Annotated in this window: 18 protein-coding genes, 1 tRNA gene and 1 pseudogene; 9 read left to right on the top strand and 11 right to left on the bottom strand. The window is 58.5% G+C overall.

The genetic code is table 11. The features are described 5' to 3' along the window. Window positions 1-107: 107 nt before the first annotated feature. From ACCD02_RS05780 to xth, 4 genes and pseudogenes are all read right to left on the bottom strand, one after another. Window positions 108-569: pseudogene (locus ACCD02_RS05780) on the bottom strand (ParA family protein); the annotation flags it as partial. 184 nt (window positions 570-753) lie between these two features. Further along, window positions 754-829: transfer RNA gene (locus tag ACCD02_RS05775), tRNA-Asn, on the bottom strand. A 270-nt stretch (window positions 830-1,099) separates the two neighbouring features. Then, entirely contained in the window at window positions 1,100-1,708 is a 609-nt protein-coding gene (locus tag ACCD02_RS05770) for an NIPSNAP family protein (protein WP_413299305.1), read from the bottom strand. A gap of 254 nt (window positions 1,709-1,962) precedes the next feature. Further along, window positions 1,963-2,772: an exodeoxyribonuclease III gene (gene xth / locus ACCD02_RS05765; RefSeq protein ID WP_413299303.1), complete on the bottom strand. Its 810-nt coding sequence runs from the start codon at window positions 2,770-2,772 to the stop codon at window positions 1,963-1,965. A gap of 232 nt (window positions 2,773-3,004) precedes the next feature. Between xth and ACCD02_RS05760 the strand changes: the two genes are divergently transcribed. After that, window positions 3,005-3,496, top strand: coding sequence for an SMI1/KNR4 family protein (locus ACCD02_RS05760; protein ID WP_413299301.1), 492 nt, complete (start codon window positions 3,005-3,007; stop codon window positions 3,494-3,496). Window positions 3,497-3,579: 83 nt separating this feature from the next. On the opposite strand, the gene ACCD02_RS05755 is transcribed toward ACCD02_RS05760, so the two are convergent. Further along, a complete protein-coding gene (locus ACCD02_RS05755) occupies window positions 3,580-4,461 on the bottom strand; it encodes an NmrA family NAD(P)-binding protein (RefSeq protein WP_413299299.1) in 882 nt (293 codons plus the stop codon). A 114-nt stretch (window positions 4,462-4,575) separates the two neighbouring features. On the opposite strand from ACCD02_RS05755, the gene ACCD02_RS05750 reads away from it, so the two are divergent. Further along, the gene (locus ACCD02_RS05750) at window positions 4,576-5,148 is read left to right on the top strand and encodes a TetR/AcrR family transcriptional regulator (protein ID WP_413299297.1); all 573 of its coding nucleotides are present in this window, start codon (window positions 4,576-4,578) and stop codon (window positions 5,146-5,148) included. Window positions 5,149-5,223: 75 nt separating this feature from the next. Here ACCD02_RS05750 and ACCD02_RS05745 read toward each other — a convergent pair whose 3' ends face one another. Then, window positions 5,224-5,760 carry a TetR/AcrR family transcriptional regulator gene (locus tag ACCD02_RS05745; RefSeq protein ID WP_413299295.1) on the bottom strand — a complete coding sequence of 179 codons (537 nt, stop codon included), beginning with the start codon at window positions 5,758-5,760 and terminating at the stop codon, window positions 5,224-5,226. Window positions 5,761-5,880: 120 nt separating this feature from the next. Here ACCD02_RS05745 and ACCD02_RS05740 point away from each other — a divergent pair, with 120 nt between their 5' ends. From ACCD02_RS05740 to ACCD02_RS05725, 4 genes are all read left to right on the top strand, one after another. Next, entirely contained in the window at window positions 5,881-6,525 is a 645-nt protein-coding gene (locus ACCD02_RS05740; RefSeq protein ID WP_413299293.1) for a glutathione S-transferase, read from the top strand. 70 nt (window positions 6,526-6,595) lie between these two features. Further along, window positions 6,596-7,567, top strand: coding sequence for an alpha/beta fold hydrolase (locus ACCD02_RS05735; protein ID WP_413299291.1), 972 nt, complete (start codon window positions 6,596-6,598; stop codon window positions 7,565-7,567). A 150-nt stretch (window positions 7,568-7,717) separates the two neighbouring features. Beyond that, window positions 7,718-8,956: an MFS transporter gene (locus ACCD02_RS05730; RefSeq protein WP_413299289.1), complete on the top strand. Its 1,239-nt coding sequence runs from the start codon at window positions 7,718-7,720 to the stop codon at window positions 8,954-8,956. Between the two features lie 40 nt (window positions 8,957-8,996). Continuing rightward, window positions 8,997-9,722 carry a dienelactone hydrolase family protein gene (locus tag ACCD02_RS05725; RefSeq protein ID WP_413299609.1) on the top strand — a complete coding sequence of 242 codons (726 nt, stop codon included), beginning with the start codon at window positions 8,997-8,999 and terminating at the stop codon, window positions 9,720-9,722. Window positions 9,723-9,831: 109 nt separating this feature from the next. Here the strand turns inward: ACCD02_RS05725 and ACCD02_RS05720 are convergent, their stop codons facing one another. After that, the gene (locus ACCD02_RS05720) at window positions 9,832-10,596 is read right to left on the bottom strand and encodes a sulfite exporter TauE/SafE family protein (RefSeq protein ID WP_413299287.1); all 765 of its coding nucleotides are present in this window, start codon (window positions 10,594-10,596) and stop codon (window positions 9,832-9,834) included. Between the two features lie 102 nt (window positions 10,597-10,698). Between ACCD02_RS05720 and ACCD02_RS05715 the strand changes: the two genes are divergently transcribed. Beyond that, on the top strand, window positions 10,699-11,580 hold the full coding sequence (locus ACCD02_RS05715; protein WP_413299285.1) for a LysR substrate-binding domain-containing protein: 882 nt from the start codon (window positions 10,699-10,701) through the stop codon (window positions 11,578-11,580). Between the two features lie 249 nt (window positions 11,581-11,829). Here ACCD02_RS05715 and ACCD02_RS05710 read toward each other — a convergent pair whose 3' ends face one another. The 3 genes from ACCD02_RS05710 to ACCD02_RS05700 form a co-directional block, all read right to left on the bottom strand. Beyond that, window positions 11,830-13,212 carry an MFS transporter gene (locus ACCD02_RS05710; protein WP_413299283.1) on the bottom strand — a complete coding sequence of 461 codons (1,383 nt, stop codon included), beginning with the start codon at window positions 13,210-13,212 and terminating at the stop codon, window positions 11,830-11,832. 394 nt (window positions 13,213-13,606) lie between these two features. Continuing rightward, window positions 13,607-14,515 carry an AraC family transcriptional regulator gene (locus ACCD02_RS05705; RefSeq protein ID WP_413299281.1) on the bottom strand — a complete coding sequence of 303 codons (909 nt, stop codon included), beginning with the start codon at window positions 14,513-14,515 and terminating at the stop codon, window positions 13,607-13,609. Between the two features lie 76 nt (window positions 14,516-14,591). Beyond that, window positions 14,592-15,419, bottom strand: a complete 828-nt coding sequence (locus tag ACCD02_RS05700) for an SDR family oxidoreductase (RefSeq protein WP_413299279.1) — start codon at window positions 15,417-15,419, stop codon at window positions 14,592-14,594. Between the two features lie 108 nt (window positions 15,420-15,527). Between ACCD02_RS05700 and ACCD02_RS05695 the strand changes: the two genes are divergently transcribed. After that, entirely contained in the window at window positions 15,528-16,433 is a 906-nt protein-coding gene (locus tag ACCD02_RS05695) for a LysR family transcriptional regulator (RefSeq protein WP_413299277.1), read from the top strand. A gap of 37 nt (window positions 16,434-16,470) precedes the next feature. On the opposite strand, the gene ACCD02_RS05690 is transcribed toward ACCD02_RS05695, so the two are convergent. Continuing rightward, complete coding sequence (locus tag ACCD02_RS05690; protein WP_413299275.1) at window positions 16,471-17,064, bottom strand: LysE family translocator; 594 nt, start codon at window positions 17,062-17,064, stop codon at window positions 16,471-16,473. Window positions 17,065-17,167: 103 nt separating this feature from the next. Here ACCD02_RS05690 and ACCD02_RS05685 point away from each other — a divergent pair, with 103 nt between their 5' ends. After that, complete coding sequence (locus ACCD02_RS05685; RefSeq protein WP_413299273.1) at window positions 17,168-18,022, top strand: LysR family transcriptional regulator; 855 nt, start codon at window positions 17,168-17,170, stop codon at window positions 18,020-18,022. The last annotated feature ends 9 nt before the right edge of the window (window positions 18,023-18,031 follow it).

Raw genomic sequence — 18,031 nt, 5'->3', positions numbered from 1 at the left:
TACCCGTGCTTGGACAGAGGCGGGGGCTCACATACTTCAAGGCGTCATCATTGGCTGGAATCGGCTCTTCGCCAACATCCGACCATCAAGACGTAGACACATGTCATTGCCGCAAGCATGTCCGGGGTAATCGGCGAGATCGCCAGGTCCGAGCAGAGCAGGGCGGTTTCCAGGGTGATCGAGCGCGCGCCTTGTGTATCGATCAACATCAGATCGAAATCATCAGCAAAAGCCGCGACCAGGTTTTTCAGGCGCAGACGCCCGTCAGCCGCGTACAGCAGCATATTGCTGAGCTGGTTATGGGGATCGTTGGACAGGATAAGCGACAGGTTGGGGATGCAGGTGCGGGAGATGACCTGATCGGCCCGCGTCTGATTTTGCGAAATCAGCTCGTAGGTACCGCCCGGCGCTTCGTGGTCAAGGCGGTAAAACGAGGACAACGAAGGTTGTGTATCGAGATCGACAAGCAGGGTACGGAGATTGGCTTCGGCGCAGAGCGCGCCCAGATTGGCGGTGACCGTGGTTTTACCAGGGCCGCCTTTGGTCGAGATGACCGATGCGATTTTCATGATGCAAGCCTCTAAATCGAATGATTAGAGACAGCGGGTGCACCGGCACAAAAAACCTGAAAGCTTTGTAACCAGATGTGTAAAACGACAAAGAGCGGGTCTGCAGAGCGATTCAGCGACCTCGATGATGGTCATCGTGGTCTTTGAAACATCCTGCAAAACCCGCTCAAAGCCTTGTAGCATCTGGCTCCACGACCTGGACTCGAACCAGGGACCCAGTGATTAACAGTCACTTGCTCTACCAACTGAGCTATCGCGGAATGAGGGCTATCTTACTGATTGCTATAGAGAAGTCAAGCGCGGGTAATAAATTTTTTACTGTTGTTTGCGTGGGGTAACCATTCTCGACACCACTTGCCGGGGGCCGTGCAGCATGTGTGATCGGCCAAGCCATTTCGGCCGCCTATTGGCCGGCCACGCACAATACTGCCTGATCCCTGGATAGACCGAGCCTTCGAATCCGGTGTTTGCCTGATAAAGGCGTTCGAGGCGTTTCGTTCTCGTTCCGGTCATTCGGCAAGTCATCGAGTTCAATGCAGAGGGGAGTAGGGTTCTGGTATGCATATCATGCTTGTCGCCCTGGCAATTTGCTGGGGCGCGTCCTTTGGCGGCCACAGGCCGTTTGCATAATGACGCGCTCTTAATTCAGCACGCTCTTCCAGAGTGGAAAATCCCCAAATGTGGGTGATGCGCGGCGGCCCATCGAGGGCATACATATTCAGCACCAGATGAGAGGTGTATTCACTTGCTGGCGCCAGGGCATCCTTCCAGCTGGCCAGTGTAGGCGTGAGCCCTCCGGGCTTGAGAAAGTAGGTTCTGAATTCATAAATGCTTCCGAATGCGCCCGCAGAAACATCCGCGAGGAACGGAAACCGCTGGTAGCTTTCTGTTTGCAGTCGAATGGCGGGATCCGTGATCCCGAAGGGTGTGTTCGCCATCAGCGCTCGGCGACGCTCATCTTCAAGGGCATCAAGCCTGTCAAACCTACGCAGCAACTTGACCTGAAACAGGTCGCCAATCTCGGAGCGCCAGACGCCGAGGAGTTGGCCTGCCCCTTGCGCCATCCACTCGCAGGCTGCGGTCGCGACGGCTGCCTCCGTGAGTGGTGGGCAACTGAGTGTGATGAGTTCGTAAAACATGGACTATCTCGACTTGCAGAGCAATATGTCCCGGTCCGGGTTTCAGCGTGGGCCAGGCCCATGCAGTCAACCTTGAAGATAATTGCTATCGGATCTTCGATAAATGCCTGCGCATCAGCTTGTTTAACAACAGATGGTTGTTAATGCTCGGTCGACCGCTCAGGTTTCAGGGCGTTAACAGGTGCCTGCCTTGCACGCGCATTCGAGGCAGTCAATGGAGCAATTATCAGAAAAAGGCTGGGATCATTTTGTACTCATACAGTCTTTTTGGCTTTCTTGCGGCCGCCCTTCAATTGAATCCAGGTGGGTGCGTGGTCGCTGGCATGTGCTTCACCGCGCACCCAGGTATCGACACCTGCATCATGAAGATAAGGTGCCAGAACCGGATTCAACAGGAGTTGATCGATACGCAGCCCGGAATTCTTCTGCCAATGCTGTCTGAAGTAATCCCAGAAGGTGTAGATGCGTTCCTTCGGATAAAGGTGTCGCATTGAGTCGAGCCAGCCTTGAGTGAGCAGTCGCTGATAGCAGCCACGACTCTCGGGTTGCAACAGTGCATCCTTGAGCCAGGAGCGGGGGTTGTAAATGTCCATGTCGGTGGGGACAACGTTGAAGTCTCCTGCCAGGACGGCGGGGTGTTCACTGGCTTGCAATGACTTGGCGTGCTCGATCAAGTGCTCGAACCACCTGAGCTTGTAGTCGAACTTCGGTCCGGGTTGAGGGTTGCCGTTGGGCAGGTACAGGCAGGCAACGACGATACCTTGCACGGCGGCTTCCAGATAACGGGACTGGCTGTCCTGTTCTTCGCCGGGCAGGCCTTTGTGAATCAGTAGCGGCTCAGCGTCCCGCGCCAGAATCGCCACGCCATTCCTGGACGCCAGGCCATGATGCAGGCAGCCATAACCTGCGGCCTCAAGATCCTGGGCGGGAAAGGCTTTATCCTTGGCCTTGAGCTCTTGCAGACAGACGATATCCGGTTGCTCACGTTCCAGCCATTGCAACAGATTGGGCAGCCTGGCGCCGATGCCGTTTACGTTGAAGGTGGCTATTTTCAGATTTTTCATGACCTCTTCCCTCGCGTCCCGGAGCCTTTTCTTCTGAGGTCGCGCTATCGCAGGAGTTCGGGTTTTTCGCCGGAACCGGACCGTTCGAGAGAGCCTGATGATGACGCGCCGGTGGAGGAGGAGATGGAGAATGTGGACGTGAACAATGCGATCTCTGAAGAGCACCCGCCAAAGCGTTGAGTGTCTATATTGATCGGCACTGAAATCGATAAAGCCGAGGTGAGGGCCTTACATGCACGACCAATCCGCAACGCTGCACGATATTACCCGGCTGCTGGCCGTCATCGACACACGCTTGCCTGCGCCGGTTGTCGCGACGCTTCGGCCTCCTGCCAGTGCAGAGTCGATCGCGCAGATCGAACACCTGTTAGGCGCTTCGCTGCCGTCAGAGTTGCATCAATTACTACGATGGCACGACGGGCAGGAATGGAATGCGGCGCTTCGGGAAAGTGACAACCGCCGCCTGATCTCGGTAGGTGAGATTGTCGATGCATTGAAGTTTTTCCTCGACCCTGAAGAGGAGTTTCTCGAGCCATGGGGGCGGTATTGGTTACCGTTCCTGACCAACGATTCGGGGGATTATGTCGTCGTCGATGCTTCGCCCGAGGGCAAAGGAGAAGTCATCGCGTATTGGCACGATTGGGAGGACAGAAGCGTGGAGTACAGCTCCATGGTTGAGTGGGCGGCGGGTTTGATCGACGAATTGGGTGAAGGAGAGGTATAGGCTCCATTTCCTCAAAAAAACCGGCCGGAGCCGGTTTTTTTGTTGTTACAGCTGCCAACTGAATAGCTGCTTTACACCGTAGATCAGCCGTTGAACGCATCGCGATGCAGAGTCACAAACTCCTGCACTGTCATTGGCGACTTGCCGGTGACCTCGCGGATGATCGAATCTTCACCGGCGAACACGCCGTGTTGATAGTCCTTGGCGACTTCGATCAGGTGCTGGATGAGGAAGGGCGGCAGCCCTGCTTCAGCCAGCTCCTGGCGGTACTGTTCCAGTGTGATGGGCACATAGTTGATTGCCCGCCCGAGAACTTCGCCGACAGCGTCCGCCACACCTTGTTGCGACAGTTCGATCGGGCCATGCAGTGGATAGGTTTTGCCCTGGTGCGGGTTCGGATTCTGCAGGATTTCAGCAATCAGGCGTGCCTGATCTTCAGCCGCGATAGGTGCATGGCGGCCATCGCCGAATGGCAGGCGAATCTCGCCTTGTTCCACGATGTGTTGGCGCCAGTGCGGGTAAATCAGCCATTGCGAGAAATAGGTCGGGCGCAGATGGGTCAGGGCCAGGCCTGACCAGTCGAACACCCGCTCGGCGGTGTAGTGATCCAGCGCCGCATTGCTTTGTGCCACGCGGCGTGCGGATATCTGCGACATATTGACCACCGATTTGACGCCGGCTTCCTTGGCAGCCAATGCGAAGCGGGCGGTGGCATCGATCAGGCCTGGCGCGATGGGGTACACGAAGTAGGCCGTTTGAATGCCTTCCAATGCTGCGCGGGTAGCATTGAGGTCCAGCAGGTCGCCAATGACAACCTCTGCACCCAGCGCGCGCAGTTCTGCGGCGCGATCATCTTCCTTGCGCACCATTGCGCGCACCGCAACGCCTTTGTCACGGAGGATTTGCACGGTTTGCTTGCCGGTAAAACCGGTGGCGCCGGTTACCAGAATGGTTGCTTTGCTCATGAGTCATTCCTCAAAAAAGGTGCTGCGAACGCAGCGTGGATGTTTATATGATGGTTGACATATTAATAGATGGTGACCACCATCTAAGTCAATCTTTTTTATTCGGAGCTTTCGATGCGCAAGAGCAGAGAGGAAACCGCGACAACGCGGCACAGGATCGTTGAATCCTCAGCCAGAGAGTTTCGCCGCCGGGGCATTGATGGCAGTGGCCTGACAGGGCTTATGGCGGCGGCGGGGCTGACCCAGGGCGGGTTTTACAAGCACTTCGCTTCCAAGGCGCAACTGGTCGGCGAGTCGGTGGCGGTGGGGGTGGATGGCCTGATCACCAGTCTTCGGGCACGGTTGGCCGAGGTGGACAATGACAGCGGGTTCGACACTCTGGTCAGCGGTTATCTCTCGCAGGCGCACCGCGATGAGGATGTCGGGTGTCCCTATGCCGGCCTTGGCAGTGAGCTGGCGCGAGCAGACGGGCAAGTACGAAGTGCTGCTGTAGATGGATTCGAACGCATGTTGGGGCTTCTGGCAGAACAATTGGCCGATCAAAGTGATGCTTGCGCGCGCGAGCAGGCCTTGTTCGCAATGTGCGCGATGATGGGGGCTCTGACTGTCTCGCGAATGGCTGAAGGCCGGGCGCTTTCCGATGAGGTGCTCAGTGTGGTGGGCCGCCGGTTACGTGGCGTTGATTGACCGTAAAATCCGAACAAAATCTTTGTGTTTGAGATTGGTCGCAGATTTTCGTCCGCAGGCAACGGTACCTGAACGCTATGGAATAAGCCCCGCCGTCCGATAGGCCTCGATGGTGCGGTCGAACACGCTGATGTCGGCACGCCCCCTGGAAACCAGTTGCGCACCTTCCACCGCTGCGTAGATGGCGAGGGCCTGCTGCTCCCTGGCCTCAGGGCTGTGTGTCGGGCGGCAAACCGACAGCACCTCGGTCAGCCAGCGCACGTTGACGTCAGTGAAGTTGTCCACCTGCACGCGGACCTCTTCTGGAAGGTCGTCGTATTCAGCCGACATGATGCCGCACAGGCACATGCGGTTATCGTCAACCAGAGCCATGCGAAACACATCGGTGTAGCCCTTGATCCAGACCTCTGGATCGTCGGATTTTGCCCGCAAGCCAGCGAGGTATTCGGCGCCGTCCTCCGTATAACGCCTGGCCAGTGCCGCGCCCAGATCGCCCTTGGTGGGGAAGTGGTAGTGAATGCTTGCGCTCTTGATACCGACCTCCTTGGCCAGCTCGCGGAAGCTCAGGCCAGCGTAGCCGCGGGTCTGCACCATTTTTCGGGCGACCGACATGATTGTTTCTCGGGTATCTGTTGTCATGATTTACCATTCTATCGATAGATAGGCGTTGACAGGGTCAAGTTTCTTGCTCATTGTATATCTACCACTAGGTAGATAGCTACGGAGCTTGCAATGAAAGTTTTTGATATCCCAGGTTTCCCCAACCCACTGCGCATTCGCATCGTCCTGGCAGAAAAGGGCCAGGCTTCTCAAGTCGAGTTCATCAAGATCGACTTGCCTGCTGCAGAGCACAAGCAGCCTGCCTTTCTCGATATAAACCCGTTGGGCACCGTACCGGTGCTGCAACTGGATGATGGCACCAATATCTCTGAATGCACTGCCATCACCGAATACCTCGACAATCTGGACGGCAACCCAATCCTCACCGGCAAAACGCCGAAGGAAAAGGCCGTCATTCATATGATGCAGAAACGCGCCGAGTCTGAGCTGGCCGATCCGGTGGGTTTCTACTTCCATCACGCAACGCCCGGTCTGGGCGCCGCTTTGCAGGCCTACAAAAGCCCGGAGTGGGAAGGGCGCGCGGATTGGGGCAACCGTCAGCGTGACAAAGCCGTCGCTGGCATGAAGTACTTCGACAAGGTTTTGCGCAGCCAGTCCTATATCGCCGGTGAGCAGTTCTCCATGGCCGACATCACGGTATATGCGGGCCTGATCTTTGCCGGTTTCGCCAGCATTGCCATCCCGGATGAATGCACGGCACTGGTCGCCTGGCAGGGTCTCGTCCAGCAACGTCCGAGCATAAAGAATCCGGCCTGATTCCGACCTGCCCTGACCCGGCAGCGGTCGGGGCATAACCTTTCAATACTCCATTTCCAGGTATATCTACATGATCGTTTTCAACACTGCCCGGGTCCTGCGCCATACCTTGGCTATCGCTGTACTGGCGGCTGCTTGCGGGACACTGACCGCCCAGGCCAGCAATGCCCCGGCAGCCTCCCATGCCGCTCACAGTTACACCCACCAGACAGCGCCGACTCAATTTGTCGAAGTCGATGGCGCCCGTCTGGCCTATCGCCGATTCGGCAAGCCCAGCGGCGTGCCACTGGTCTTCCTGCAGCACTTCGTCGGTAACCTCGACAGTTGGGACCCTAAAGTCATCGACGGTTTCGCCCGTGATCGTGAAGTGATCCTCTTCGACAACGCCGGCGTCGCCAGCTCTGGCGGCGAAGTGCCGAACAACATTGAAGACATGGCCAAGTACGCTGCCGGTCTGCTCAAGGCACTGAATGTGAAGAAAGCCGACCTGCTGGGTTTTTCCATGGGCAGCCTGATTGCCCAGCAAGTGACACTGGATCACCCGGATCTGGTACGCCGTCTGATACTGGTGGGTTCGTCGCCGCGTGGCGGTGTCGGCATGGCCTCGCTGACGCCGGAATTCCAGGGTTATCTGGCCAAGAAGCGCGAGGTGCCGGATGAGCTGCTGCTGGACGTGTTCTTCACCCAGACCCCAGACAGCCAGGCCTCTGGGCGCGAGTTTCTGAACCGCCTGCGCGCACGCAAGGTCAATCGCGATATCGACGTCAACGGTAAAACCGCACCAGCCCAAGCGGCGGCAATTGCCGGATGGGGTGCACCCGCCGAGCATGCCAACGACTACCTGAAAGCGATCAGGCAGCCCACCCTGGTAGTGGCCGGTAGCAACGACATTGTGTTCTATACCGCCAATGATGTGACCTTGCAGCAGAGCCTGGCCAACGGTCAATTGATCATTTACCCGGACTCCAACCACGGCGCGATCTACCAATACCCGGACCTGTTCGTCAAACACGCGACGCTATTCCTCAATGCAGTGAAATAGGCGGAGCATACGTAGCTGATGCTGATTCAAGCGGCACAAATCAAGCTTATTGAATTATAGTTGTAATTCTATAATTACTCGCCTGGCGACAGACCGGCATCCGGACATCGTCCAGGCACTTGCTCAGCAGCGAGGCATCAGGAGATTGATATGTCAGATTCAACTGACAGCGACGCAGTGGCAGGTCCAGCCAGCCGTTTCGCTTTCCCGCTATTGGCCGTGGTGCTGTTCGGGTTTTTCTTCGCGGCCAGTACGCCTTCGCCATTGTTCGTCGTGTTTCAGCGGCACTGGGGATTTTCCTCGGGAATGCTGACCATCGCGTTTTCGGCCTACGCCATCACGTTACTGGTTGCGCTGCTCAGTGCGGGTGCGTTGTCAGACCATATCGGTCGGCGCCCGGTGATCATTGGCGCTCTGATACTGCAGGCACTGGCAATGGTGCTTTTTGCTTGCGCCGGGGACATTAATCAGTTGATTGCGGCGCGCTGTCTCCAAGGCCTGGCGACCGGCATCGCCAGCGGTGCATTGTCTGCGGCGGTGGTAGAGGCGGCGCCGGTCACACGCAAAAAGGCCGGGGCCTTGTTCAGCAGTATTGCGCCGTTGTCCGGCTTGGCCACGGGGTCTTTGATCACCGGGTTATCGGTGTATTGGATCGTGCAGCCTGAGGTGACGGTGTTCGCCATCCTGGCCTTGATTTTTCCATTGGCGGCGCTGGCGGTCGTGGCGGTTCCGGAAACGGCCACCCGGCGTCCGGGTGCCTGGAGGTCTTTGAAACCACGGATTTCAGTGAGTGCCAGGGCCCTGAGCCCGTACTTTCGTAGCGTGCCTTTGCTGTTGGCGGTATGGGCACTGTGCGGCCTGTATATGTCACTGGCGCCGTCAATTCTGACGGGAGTATTCAAGGTTGAGAGTGCCGGGCTCAATGGCCTGACGGTCGCTGCGCTGTGCGGTCCTGCGGCCGTCGCCGCAGCCCTTATGGGCCGGGCGCTTTCTGCGCCAGTGTGTGCCGTGCTGGGTGGCGTGGCCATTGCGGTCGGGCTGGCTATCTTGCTGGTTTCGCTCAGCGCTGGAGGCGTCCTGCTGTTTTTTATCGGTACATTGATCGCTGGAGTCGGCTCGGGCGCCGGATTTTCCGCTGTGCTGCAAACCCTGGCGCCGCTGGCCGATGAGCACGAGCGAGCCGAGCTGTTCGCCGCTATATTCGTCGCCTGTTACCTGTCGTTGAGCCTGCCGCCGATCCTGGCGGGCTTTGCGGTGGCGCATTTGGGTTTGCTGAACACCAGTCTTGTCTATCTCAGTGCACTGTTGCTGGTTGCTCTGGTCACAAGTTGGGTGCACTGGCGGGCCTGGTCCGAGGGACAGCTGGCCATTTCGCAATCCTGCTCATAAACAATCATGTGATACGAAGGAGGCTGACGTGACTTACCCAATAACGAACCAGACAGCAAAGATGGTGACCTTCAAGCGTCCGGACGGTAAGAATATCAGTGGTTACCTGGCCACGCCCGCCAAGGGCGAAGGCGCCCCGGGGATTGTGGTCATTCAGGAATGGTGGGGGCTCAACGAGCAGATTCGCGGTGTGGCTGATCGCCTCGCCGCTGCGGGCTATGTGGCGCTGGTTCCGGATCTGTATCGCGGTTCGATGACTGTAGAAGAAGAGGAAGCCCATCACTTGATGGAGCAGCTCGACTTCGCTGATGCCGCAGGTCAGGACATTCGTGGGGCTGTGCAGTACCTCAAAGGCCATACGCATAAGGTCGGCGTCACCGGCTTCTGCATGGGCGGGGCGTTGACCCTCTTGGCGTTGAACTCCATCCCTGAATTGACGGCAGGCGTGGTGTTCTACGGTATGCCACCACTGGAATACCTGGATCCAGCCGCCATTAAGGTGCCGCTGCAGGCGCATTGGGCAACACAGGACGAGTTTTTCCCGGCAGAGGGTGTCGACAAACTGGAGGAAAAACTCGTCAGTGCAGGCGTCGATATCGAGTTCCATCGATACCTGGCTCACCATGCTTTCGCCAACGAAACTGCTGTCGGCAGCGGGCGCATTCCCGGCACTCAGTACGATCCGGTCTGGGCGCAACTGGCCTGGGACCGCACGCTGACGTTTTTTGGCCGGACCTTGTGGGGCGCTCTGCCTGAATCGAAGTGAAATTGCTGAGGAGATTGCGCTCCTTATTCGATGATTATGCCCGGTGAATGGCGCGCCCCGCATCGTCCCGGCAGCCACTGCTCCGAACCGGGGGCGCGACCGTTCGACTTCAGCTGAAATAGCGGGCAAGCAGCGCCAGCCCGCTGGCCAGTACCAGCCAGGTCACCAGTCGCACAAAGCTCTCGCGAGACAGCTTGAAGGTCAGTCGCCGTCCGATCCACAGTCCGGCGAACATCATGGGCAACAGGCAGACGGCAAGCACCAGCAGGGACGTATCCGCGTAAACCCCGGCGAGCAGAAACAGGCTCAGGCGGACCACGGTACTGCAACTGATCAGTGCGCTTTGAGTGGCCCGGGCCTGTTCCTTGGAGGTCAGCCGGGCATTGAGGTACAGCGCATAGAGAAAGCCGCCGCTGCCGAACAACGCGGCAAACAAGCCTCCCACCGTACCCGCAGGCAACGCCCACAGGCTGTTCAGGCTCGTGGGCCGCACTTTTACGGCCAGGCTATACAGCGCATAGCCGGTGATGAACAAGCCCATCAGCAGCATCAGCAGATCGGACTTCAGCTGCAGCAAAAACAGCACGCCCAGGCTGCAGCCCACGGCCATGCAGGGTAGCAGCCGCAGCAATTCTTCGCGCACCACCGCTTTGCGCGTTGGTAGCCAGTTCCCAAACGCGGCGACGAAGTCCAGTAGCACTAGAAGCGGGATGATCTGTGACAGAGGCATGAAGCGGATCAGGATAGGACCTGCCACCAGTGCCGTGCCGAAACCGGCGATACCGAACACGATGTAAGCGGCGCCGATACTGGCCAGTATGATCAGCCAATCCAGCGAGGTGAACGGTACAAGTGCGGGGAGGGAACTGAGCATGACGGGTCCTTGCCATGAGAGACAGGTCCAATTTAGCCACTACCAGCTATGCCGACTAATATGTAATTTTGCCATTAGCCATCTCATTAAGGCATATCACGCATGACCTCCATTCGCCAACTGCGATATTTCGTGGAAATCGCCGAGCAAGGCAGCTTCAGTAGCGCTGCCGAGCGCCTGTTCATTGCCCAATCGGCGCTGAGTCGGCAAATCAAGGAACTTGAGCAGCAACTGGGTACGCTGCTATTCGAAAGGACCGCCCGCCAGCCACGTTTGACCAGCGCAGGGCGGGTTTTTCTGGGGCGTGCCCGGCAACTGTTGGCTGACCTGGACAAGGCCGAGCGGCTAACCCGGGAAGTTGGCGAAGGCTTGCTCGGCAGCCTGCAACTGAATCATTCGAGTACCGTACCATTGACCGGGCTTTTGCTGGAGCGGCTGGGCGTCTACCTGAACGGTAATCAGGGAGTATCCATCGAGATCGCCCAGCAATCGTCTGAAGCGCAACTGGCGGATATCGCCGAAGGACATCTGGATATCGGCCTGTTACGCCTTCCTGTGTTGCGCCAGCACGAGGCCGTAGAGATCTATAACTTGTTCAGCGAACCCCTGCTGCTGGCGGTCGCAGCACAACACCCGCTGGCCGGGGAAAACAGTGTGACGCTGGCGCAGTTGCGTGAGGAGCGTTTTATCTCCGTTCCTCACCGTCAGCGTGGCGGGTTGAGTTATCTGTGCGCCTCGCTATGCATGCAGGCCGGTTTCTTTCCCCGCGCCGCCCAGGTGGTGTCGCGCAAGACGACCCAATTGCAGTTGATCCAGGCCAATTTCGGCGTAGCCCTGTTGCCCGAATGCATGCGGGCCATTGCGCCACCCTCGATACGCTTTGTGCCGTTGGCAGAGCAGGGATGCTTCAGTACGGTGTCCCTGGCTTGTCGACGTGACGCCGGGGAGTTGGTGAGGCAGTTTGTCGAGGCCATGCAGGGATAGAACGGTAGATCTACGGATGCGTATTGTTGCGCCGCAAATATCTGAATTGAAATGAGATTTGTAGGAGCCGGCTTGCTGGCGATGACCTCAGATCAGTCACTGACGCAATGCGGGCGCTTCGCACTTGATCGCCACGGTGCGGGATCTCCCAAAAAAGTGTCAGTTATTTCAGCTGGTTATTTGTGTTAAAGGGGAAAGAGTCACGATGATGCCTGGGCCCGAGTGGCCCAGGCAGAAACACAGGGGTATCTACTGGCGCGACTCTGCCGCCATTCCTTGAGGCATGGGCGAGTCATCGGCCGTTTCCACATCCGGTCCTGATTGCGTGCGGTAGTAGGCCTTGGGCACCGCCCAGAGAATCAGTGCGACGGCCAGCAGGCTGACGATACTCAGCAGATAAAGCGCCGAAGTCGTGGCGCCGGTCAGGTCGCGGACACGGCCGATCATGAACGGCGCAATGACGCCGCCGAGCTGACCGAGAGAGTTGATCAGGGCGATACCTGCCGCAGCGGCCACGCCGCTGAGAAAGCGCGGTGGCACGGTCCAGAAAATCGGCATCCAGGCGATGATCCCCGCCATGATCATGCTCATGCCGATCATCAACGGCAGCAACTGTCCGGCAGTCATGGCGCATACCAGATAGCCGGCGGCGGTGAGCAGGGCACAGCCCGCCATATGCCACCGCCGTTCACCACGGCGGTCCGAGCTGTAGCCGACGCTCAGGTTGAACACCACCGCGACCAGATACGGCACCATGGTCAGCCAGCCGATATGCAGGGTATCGCTTACGCCTGCGCTGCGAATCAGCTGCGGCATCCAGAACAGCAGGCCAGTCAGCGCCATGACCAGGCACAGGTAAATCGCCGCCATCACATACGTGGTGGGCTGGCGCCATAGGCCGGCCAGGGACGATTTACCGGTGGGCTTGAAGTCCTGAGTCATGCGCAGAGTCAGCAGGCGTTTTTCATCGGCTGTGAGCCAGGGAGTGTCTTCGATGCGGTCGGACACCAGCCAGAACACCACGCCTCCGAGAATGATCGAGGGGATGGCCTCGAGCAGGAACAGCCATTTCCACCCGGCCATGCCGAGGGCACCATCCAGTTGACCAAGGATCAGCCCGGCCAGTGGCCCGCCGACGATACCGCAGAGGCAGATGGAGCTTTTGAAGTAGCTGTTGACCTGAGCCCGACGGTTACTCGGGTACCACTGAGTGAAGTAGTAAAGAACGCCGGGGACGAAGCCAGCCTCCATCACGCCGATCAGGAAGCGCAGGGTGTAGAACCAGAATTCACTCTGCACGAACATCATGCAGGCGGAGGTGATACCCCACGAGACCATGATCCGGGCAATCCATAGTCGCGCGCCGATCTTGTGCAGCAGCACATTGCTCGGTACTTCAAAGAGGAAATAACCGACAAAGAACAGACTGGCACCAAGGCCGTAGATGGTGTCGCTGAAGCCCAGGTCGTTCTGCATCTCGAGCTTGGCAAAGCTGATATTGACCCGGTCCAGATAGGCGAAGAGAAAGCACAGGATAAACAGCGGGACGATCCGCCAGTTGACCTTGCGGTACAGCGCATCCTCGAGAGATTGCGCATCGGCTGCGGATGACGCAGGAGCAGGTATGGCCATGGAACACCTCTTTATTATTGTTGGTGCCGACAGGTAGCCCGCATCGACACGCGGATGCGTGGCGAGGGATCAGGCTGGCGATATAGTAATACTATTTTGAGGGTTGGCTAGGTTTGAGTGACGTCAGTCGTCAGACTTTTATACGCTGCTCTTTACGATTGTTCAGTTGTTTTAGAGGTTTTAGCGCCATTGACCGACTTCCGACAGGTCGAGAGCGCGCAGGCTGGCGCGTTAAAAGTTTGACTAATTGGCAGGACTACAGAGATGGCTAGCAATGCGTCGTACAGGGCGAACGAGGTCTTCATGATATATCCAGATTTTGTCAGGGCAGCGCTGCAGGAATTTCAGCAGTTTGCGAGCCATTGTCTGTCAGACATTTCCTGAATCTGCGCTGTCACGCCAACCCCTTGCGCACCCGCCCCGGTGCCTCGCCATAGACTTCCTTGAATTTCTTGCTGAACGCCGCCTGGGATTGATAGCCGACCTGCAAGGCGATATCGCTCAGGCCAAAGTGTGAGTGGGTGAGCAGGCTGAAGGCCAGTTCCATGCGGATCCGGGTCAACAGCACCCAGGGTGATACGCCGGCGACCTTGGTGAAGGCGCGCATGAAGGTGGCCCGGGACATGTTGGCTGTTTCTGCCAGGGTTTCGATGGTCCAGTCGTGGGCCGGGTCGGTGAGGATTGCCTGCCAGGCCTGGTTCAGGCGTTTGTCCGTGAGCAATGCCAGGGTGCCGCTGGCCTGGGTATTTGCGGCCAGGTACGCACGCAAAATCAGGGTGAACAGGGCCTGGGACAAGGCGTCCAGCAGGAACCGCGCGCCTGCCTGTTCACCGTCCGCGTCGTCGCGCAGGATGTTGACCAAGGCCGCCAGCGAGCCATTGGCGGGCAGGGCGTTCCTGGAAATCAGCAGGTATTCGGGCAACGCCGCAAACAGCAGCGAAGCGCGGTTGTAATGAAAACGCCCGCAGAGCATATCCAGATCGGCACTCGCCGAACCGATGCGATGCACCGGCAAACCGTTTCCGTTAAGCACTTGCGGCTTGGTCGGTGTGACGGTCTTGCCAGGGCTGCGGATGACGTGGGCACTGCCGACCGGCAACAGCAGAACATCGCCGGCACCCATGGCCAGCCGTTGACCGCTGGGCAGTTCCACTCGACATTCTCCGCCCAGCACCACGTGGTAAGGCGCCATGCCCAGCGCCTCCTGCTCATGCTCCAGCGCCCAGTTACCCTGGAACTGGCAGCGCAGATCCAGGCTGCCACGCACATTGGCCAACGAAATGAGTTTATCGATTGAGTTCATAGGGCTAAGTTGCCAGACCGCTCGAGCCATTCAAGCGGCCAAGATTAAGGGATTTCGCCCGTGCCGGTAAGGCGACTCAATCAATCTCGGTACTCATGGCCTGCTCCTTGTAGTGCTCGAGCTCGGCCAGTCGTTTGCTCAGGGCGGCGTGGACTCGCTCGTAGGCGTCACTGCCCAGTAACAGACGGCGCGGCGCAGCGTGCGCCTTGGCGATATCCAGCATGGCCCTGGCCATCTTCTGCGGATCTCCGGTCAGGGGAAAGGCACCGCTGGCGATGGCCCGGCGCACATCACCTGCCGGGGTATGTTCGTACTCAGGCATCACCGGCGGGCTGACCAGGGCCGCGCCGAAGTTGGTGCGGGTCGGGCCGGGTTCTACCAGGGTGATCTGGATGCCAAATGGCGCCACTTCCAGGGCGACCGATTCAACGAAGCCCTCGATGGCCCATTTGCTGGCGTGATACAGGCTGAAGTTGGGATACGCCAGTTGCCCGCCCTCGGAAGAGACCTGCAGAATCCGCCCGCCGCCCTGTTTGCGCAGAAACGGCAGGCAGGCGCGGATCACCTGGATCGAACCCAGCAGATTGGTTTGCAGCTGTAGATCGATCTGTTCGTCGCTGACTTCCTCGGCGGCGCCAAACAAGGCGTAGCCGGCATTGCTGACGACGACATCTATGCGCCCCAGCTCGTTGAATGCCCGGTCGATTACCCGGCGAATGGCCGCTGTGTCGGTGACATCCAGTGCTGCCGTCCACAGGCGCTCTCCGTAACGAGTCTGCAAATCGCTCAATACCTGCGGTTTGCGCAAGGTCGCCGCGACGCGATCGCCGCGTTCCAGCAATTGCTCGACCAGTGCCAGGCCAATGCCGGACGAGCTGCCAGTGATTAACCAGGTTGTGTTCATGTGCATGTCCTCAGGTAACAAGCAGGTGGCTATGGATGACCTGACACTACGCGCACGGGACTGCTGCTACTATCGGGTGGATTCCGGATGAGTTGATGAAAAATAACCATGAATCATTTGCCGTTATCACTGGCCGATCTGCGTGCACTGTCGCTGATTGTGTCTCACCGCAGCTTTCGTAAAGCGGCTGATGAGCTGGGTGTATCGGCCTCGACTCTCAGCCACATGATGAAGGCGCTGGAAGCCAGCCTTGCCGTGCGCTTGCTCAATCGCACCACCCGCAGCGTTTCACCGACGGCGGCGGGGGAGCGCTTGCTCAAACGACTGGGACCGGTGCTGCGCGAGTTCGAACTGGCGGTGGAAGAGGTCAACGAGTTCCGCGATCTGCCCAGCGGCACTCTGCGGATCAATGCCAGCGAACCGGCGGCACGTATCCTGATGAAAGCGGCACTGCCGAGGTTTCTTGCGCGCTTTGCGCAAATGTCGGTGGATCTGGTGACCGAGGGTCGTCTCGTCGATATCGTTGCTGAAGGTTTCGACGCGGGTATCCGCTTGGGTGAATCAATCCCCCAGGACATGATTGCCGTGCCCATAGGCCCGGATACGCGATTTGTCACCGTCGCCTCACCCGGCTACTTCAGCAGCCACCCTGTGCCCCTGACGCCGGATGATTTGCTTGGGCATCCGTGCATTTGCATCAGAATGCCGAGCGGTAAGCCTTACCGCTGGGAGTTTGAAAAACACGGGCAACCCCTGGTCATCGACCCCAAGGGGCCGTTGACTCTGGATAATCCGCAAATCATGGTTGACGCAGCTGTTGCGGGTCTTGGTATCGCCTATGTTCCTGAGCATATGGTCGCCGGGGCCTTGGCTGACAAGCAGCTTGTCACGGTGCTCGAAGACTGGTGTCCGAGGATTGCGGGGCTGTTTTTATACTATCCGGGGCATCGCCATGTACCGTCGGGCTTGCAGGCGTTTATCGAGGTCTTGCGGGAGACCGCGCCGGGTTGTTGATCTCCTGCAGGATCGCACTCCAAATCACGGGAAGATTCTAAAACCAGATTGGCACAACGGACGCTACCAGCAGCCCGCCCAGGGCCTTGTTCAACATGTGCCACTGCCGCTGGGTCTTCAAAGTTCGCGCCAGCATCAGGCCCGCGACGCACCAGATCATCAGCGATAGCGCGGAGCACAGGGCAAAGACCAGGCCCAACAACAATGCCAGTGCAGCGGGGCTTTGCGCCAGTGCGGCAAAGGATGCGGCGGCGCTGAGGGTCATGGCCCAGGCCTTGGGGTTTTGCCCGAGCAGCCATACGCCGGTCAGAAAGCTGGCCGGCTTTTCCTGGGTTCCCGCGACCCCCGGAGCACCACGCCGGGCTATTTGCCAGGCAAGCCAGAGCAGATAGATCGATCCCACGAGTTTCATTGCCAATTGCAGGGACGGTGCCGCCAGAATCAGACCGGCGAGGCCACCGGCAGCCGCTGCAGCCACGCTCGCCAGGCCAAAGGAAATGCCCGCCAGCAGCGGCAATGAACGACGCAGCCCGAAGTTCGCGCCGGAGGCTGTGGCCAGAGTGGTTGCACCACCCGGGCTGAAGGTAGAGATGAGAGCAAACAGCACGAGCGGGAGGATTGATTCGAACATACGCCGACTTCCAGAGATGATCTCGACTTGATACCGGCTTGCCGCTTAGTATGGAAACTAATGTTTCTAATTCGATGAATTACAAAGCCTAATATATAGAATCATGCGTACTCTCGATCTGCTGCTCTTGCGAACATTTGTAGTGGTTGCCGAACAACGCGGCATGACCGCCGCTGCCCGTGTTCTACACCTGACTCAGGGAGCGGTCAGTCAGCAGATCAAAAAGCTGGAAGAGGCGTTCGATGCGCCCTTGCTGATCCGGGATCGACGGGGCATGCGTCTGGCTCCGCTCGGAGAGCGGCTGTTTGCCAAGGCCAGGCAGATGCTTGCCCTTAACGAGCAAATCTGGGCAGACGTGAAGGGCGATGCCATGCAGGGCCGTGTTCGCCTCGGTGTGCCTTACGATCTGGTTGGTGCCTGGATTGCACCGACTCTCAAAACCTATGTCGAGGCCAATCCTCAGGTTGAGCTGTCCTTGCGATGCGGCTCGTCCGGTGACCTCAAAACTGAAATCGCCAACGGCTCGCTGGACGTGGCCATCATCGAAGAAATCGCCACGGCCGCTACCGGTGAGTGCCTGTCCATCGAGCGTCTGGTCTGGGCCGGGGCCAAGGGCGGCACAGCCTTTCTAAAGTCGCCGTTGCCGGTGTCGCTGGTGGCGGATACCTGCGCATTTCGCGCACCGGTGATCACGGCGCTGGAAAGCCAGGACCGCCCCTGGAAGACCCTCTTTGAGAGCGGCAATCTGGAAGCGACCGTGGCGATGGTGAGCAGCGATCTGGCAGTGTCGGTCTGGCTGCAATCAACTCTGCCAGATGGCCTCGACATTCTTTCCCCCGAGGCACAATTGCCGCAGCTTCCTCCGTTTGCGATCTCCCTGCATCGCGCAAAGGGTTCTGCACAGCCCGCAGTTGAGGAGCTGGTGCGGCACATTCGTCAGTCCCTGGGGCGTGCCTGAATCAGTCCT

It is taken from the genome of Pseudomonas sp. Pseusp88, from assembly GCF_047303955.1.
Taxonomy (GTDB): Bacteria; Pseudomonadota; Gammaproteobacteria; order Pseudomonadales; family Pseudomonadaceae; genus Aquipseudomonas.
The sequence above is the reverse complement of the archived record's forward strand: the minus strand, read 5'-3'. Positions and strand labels throughout refer to the sequence as shown.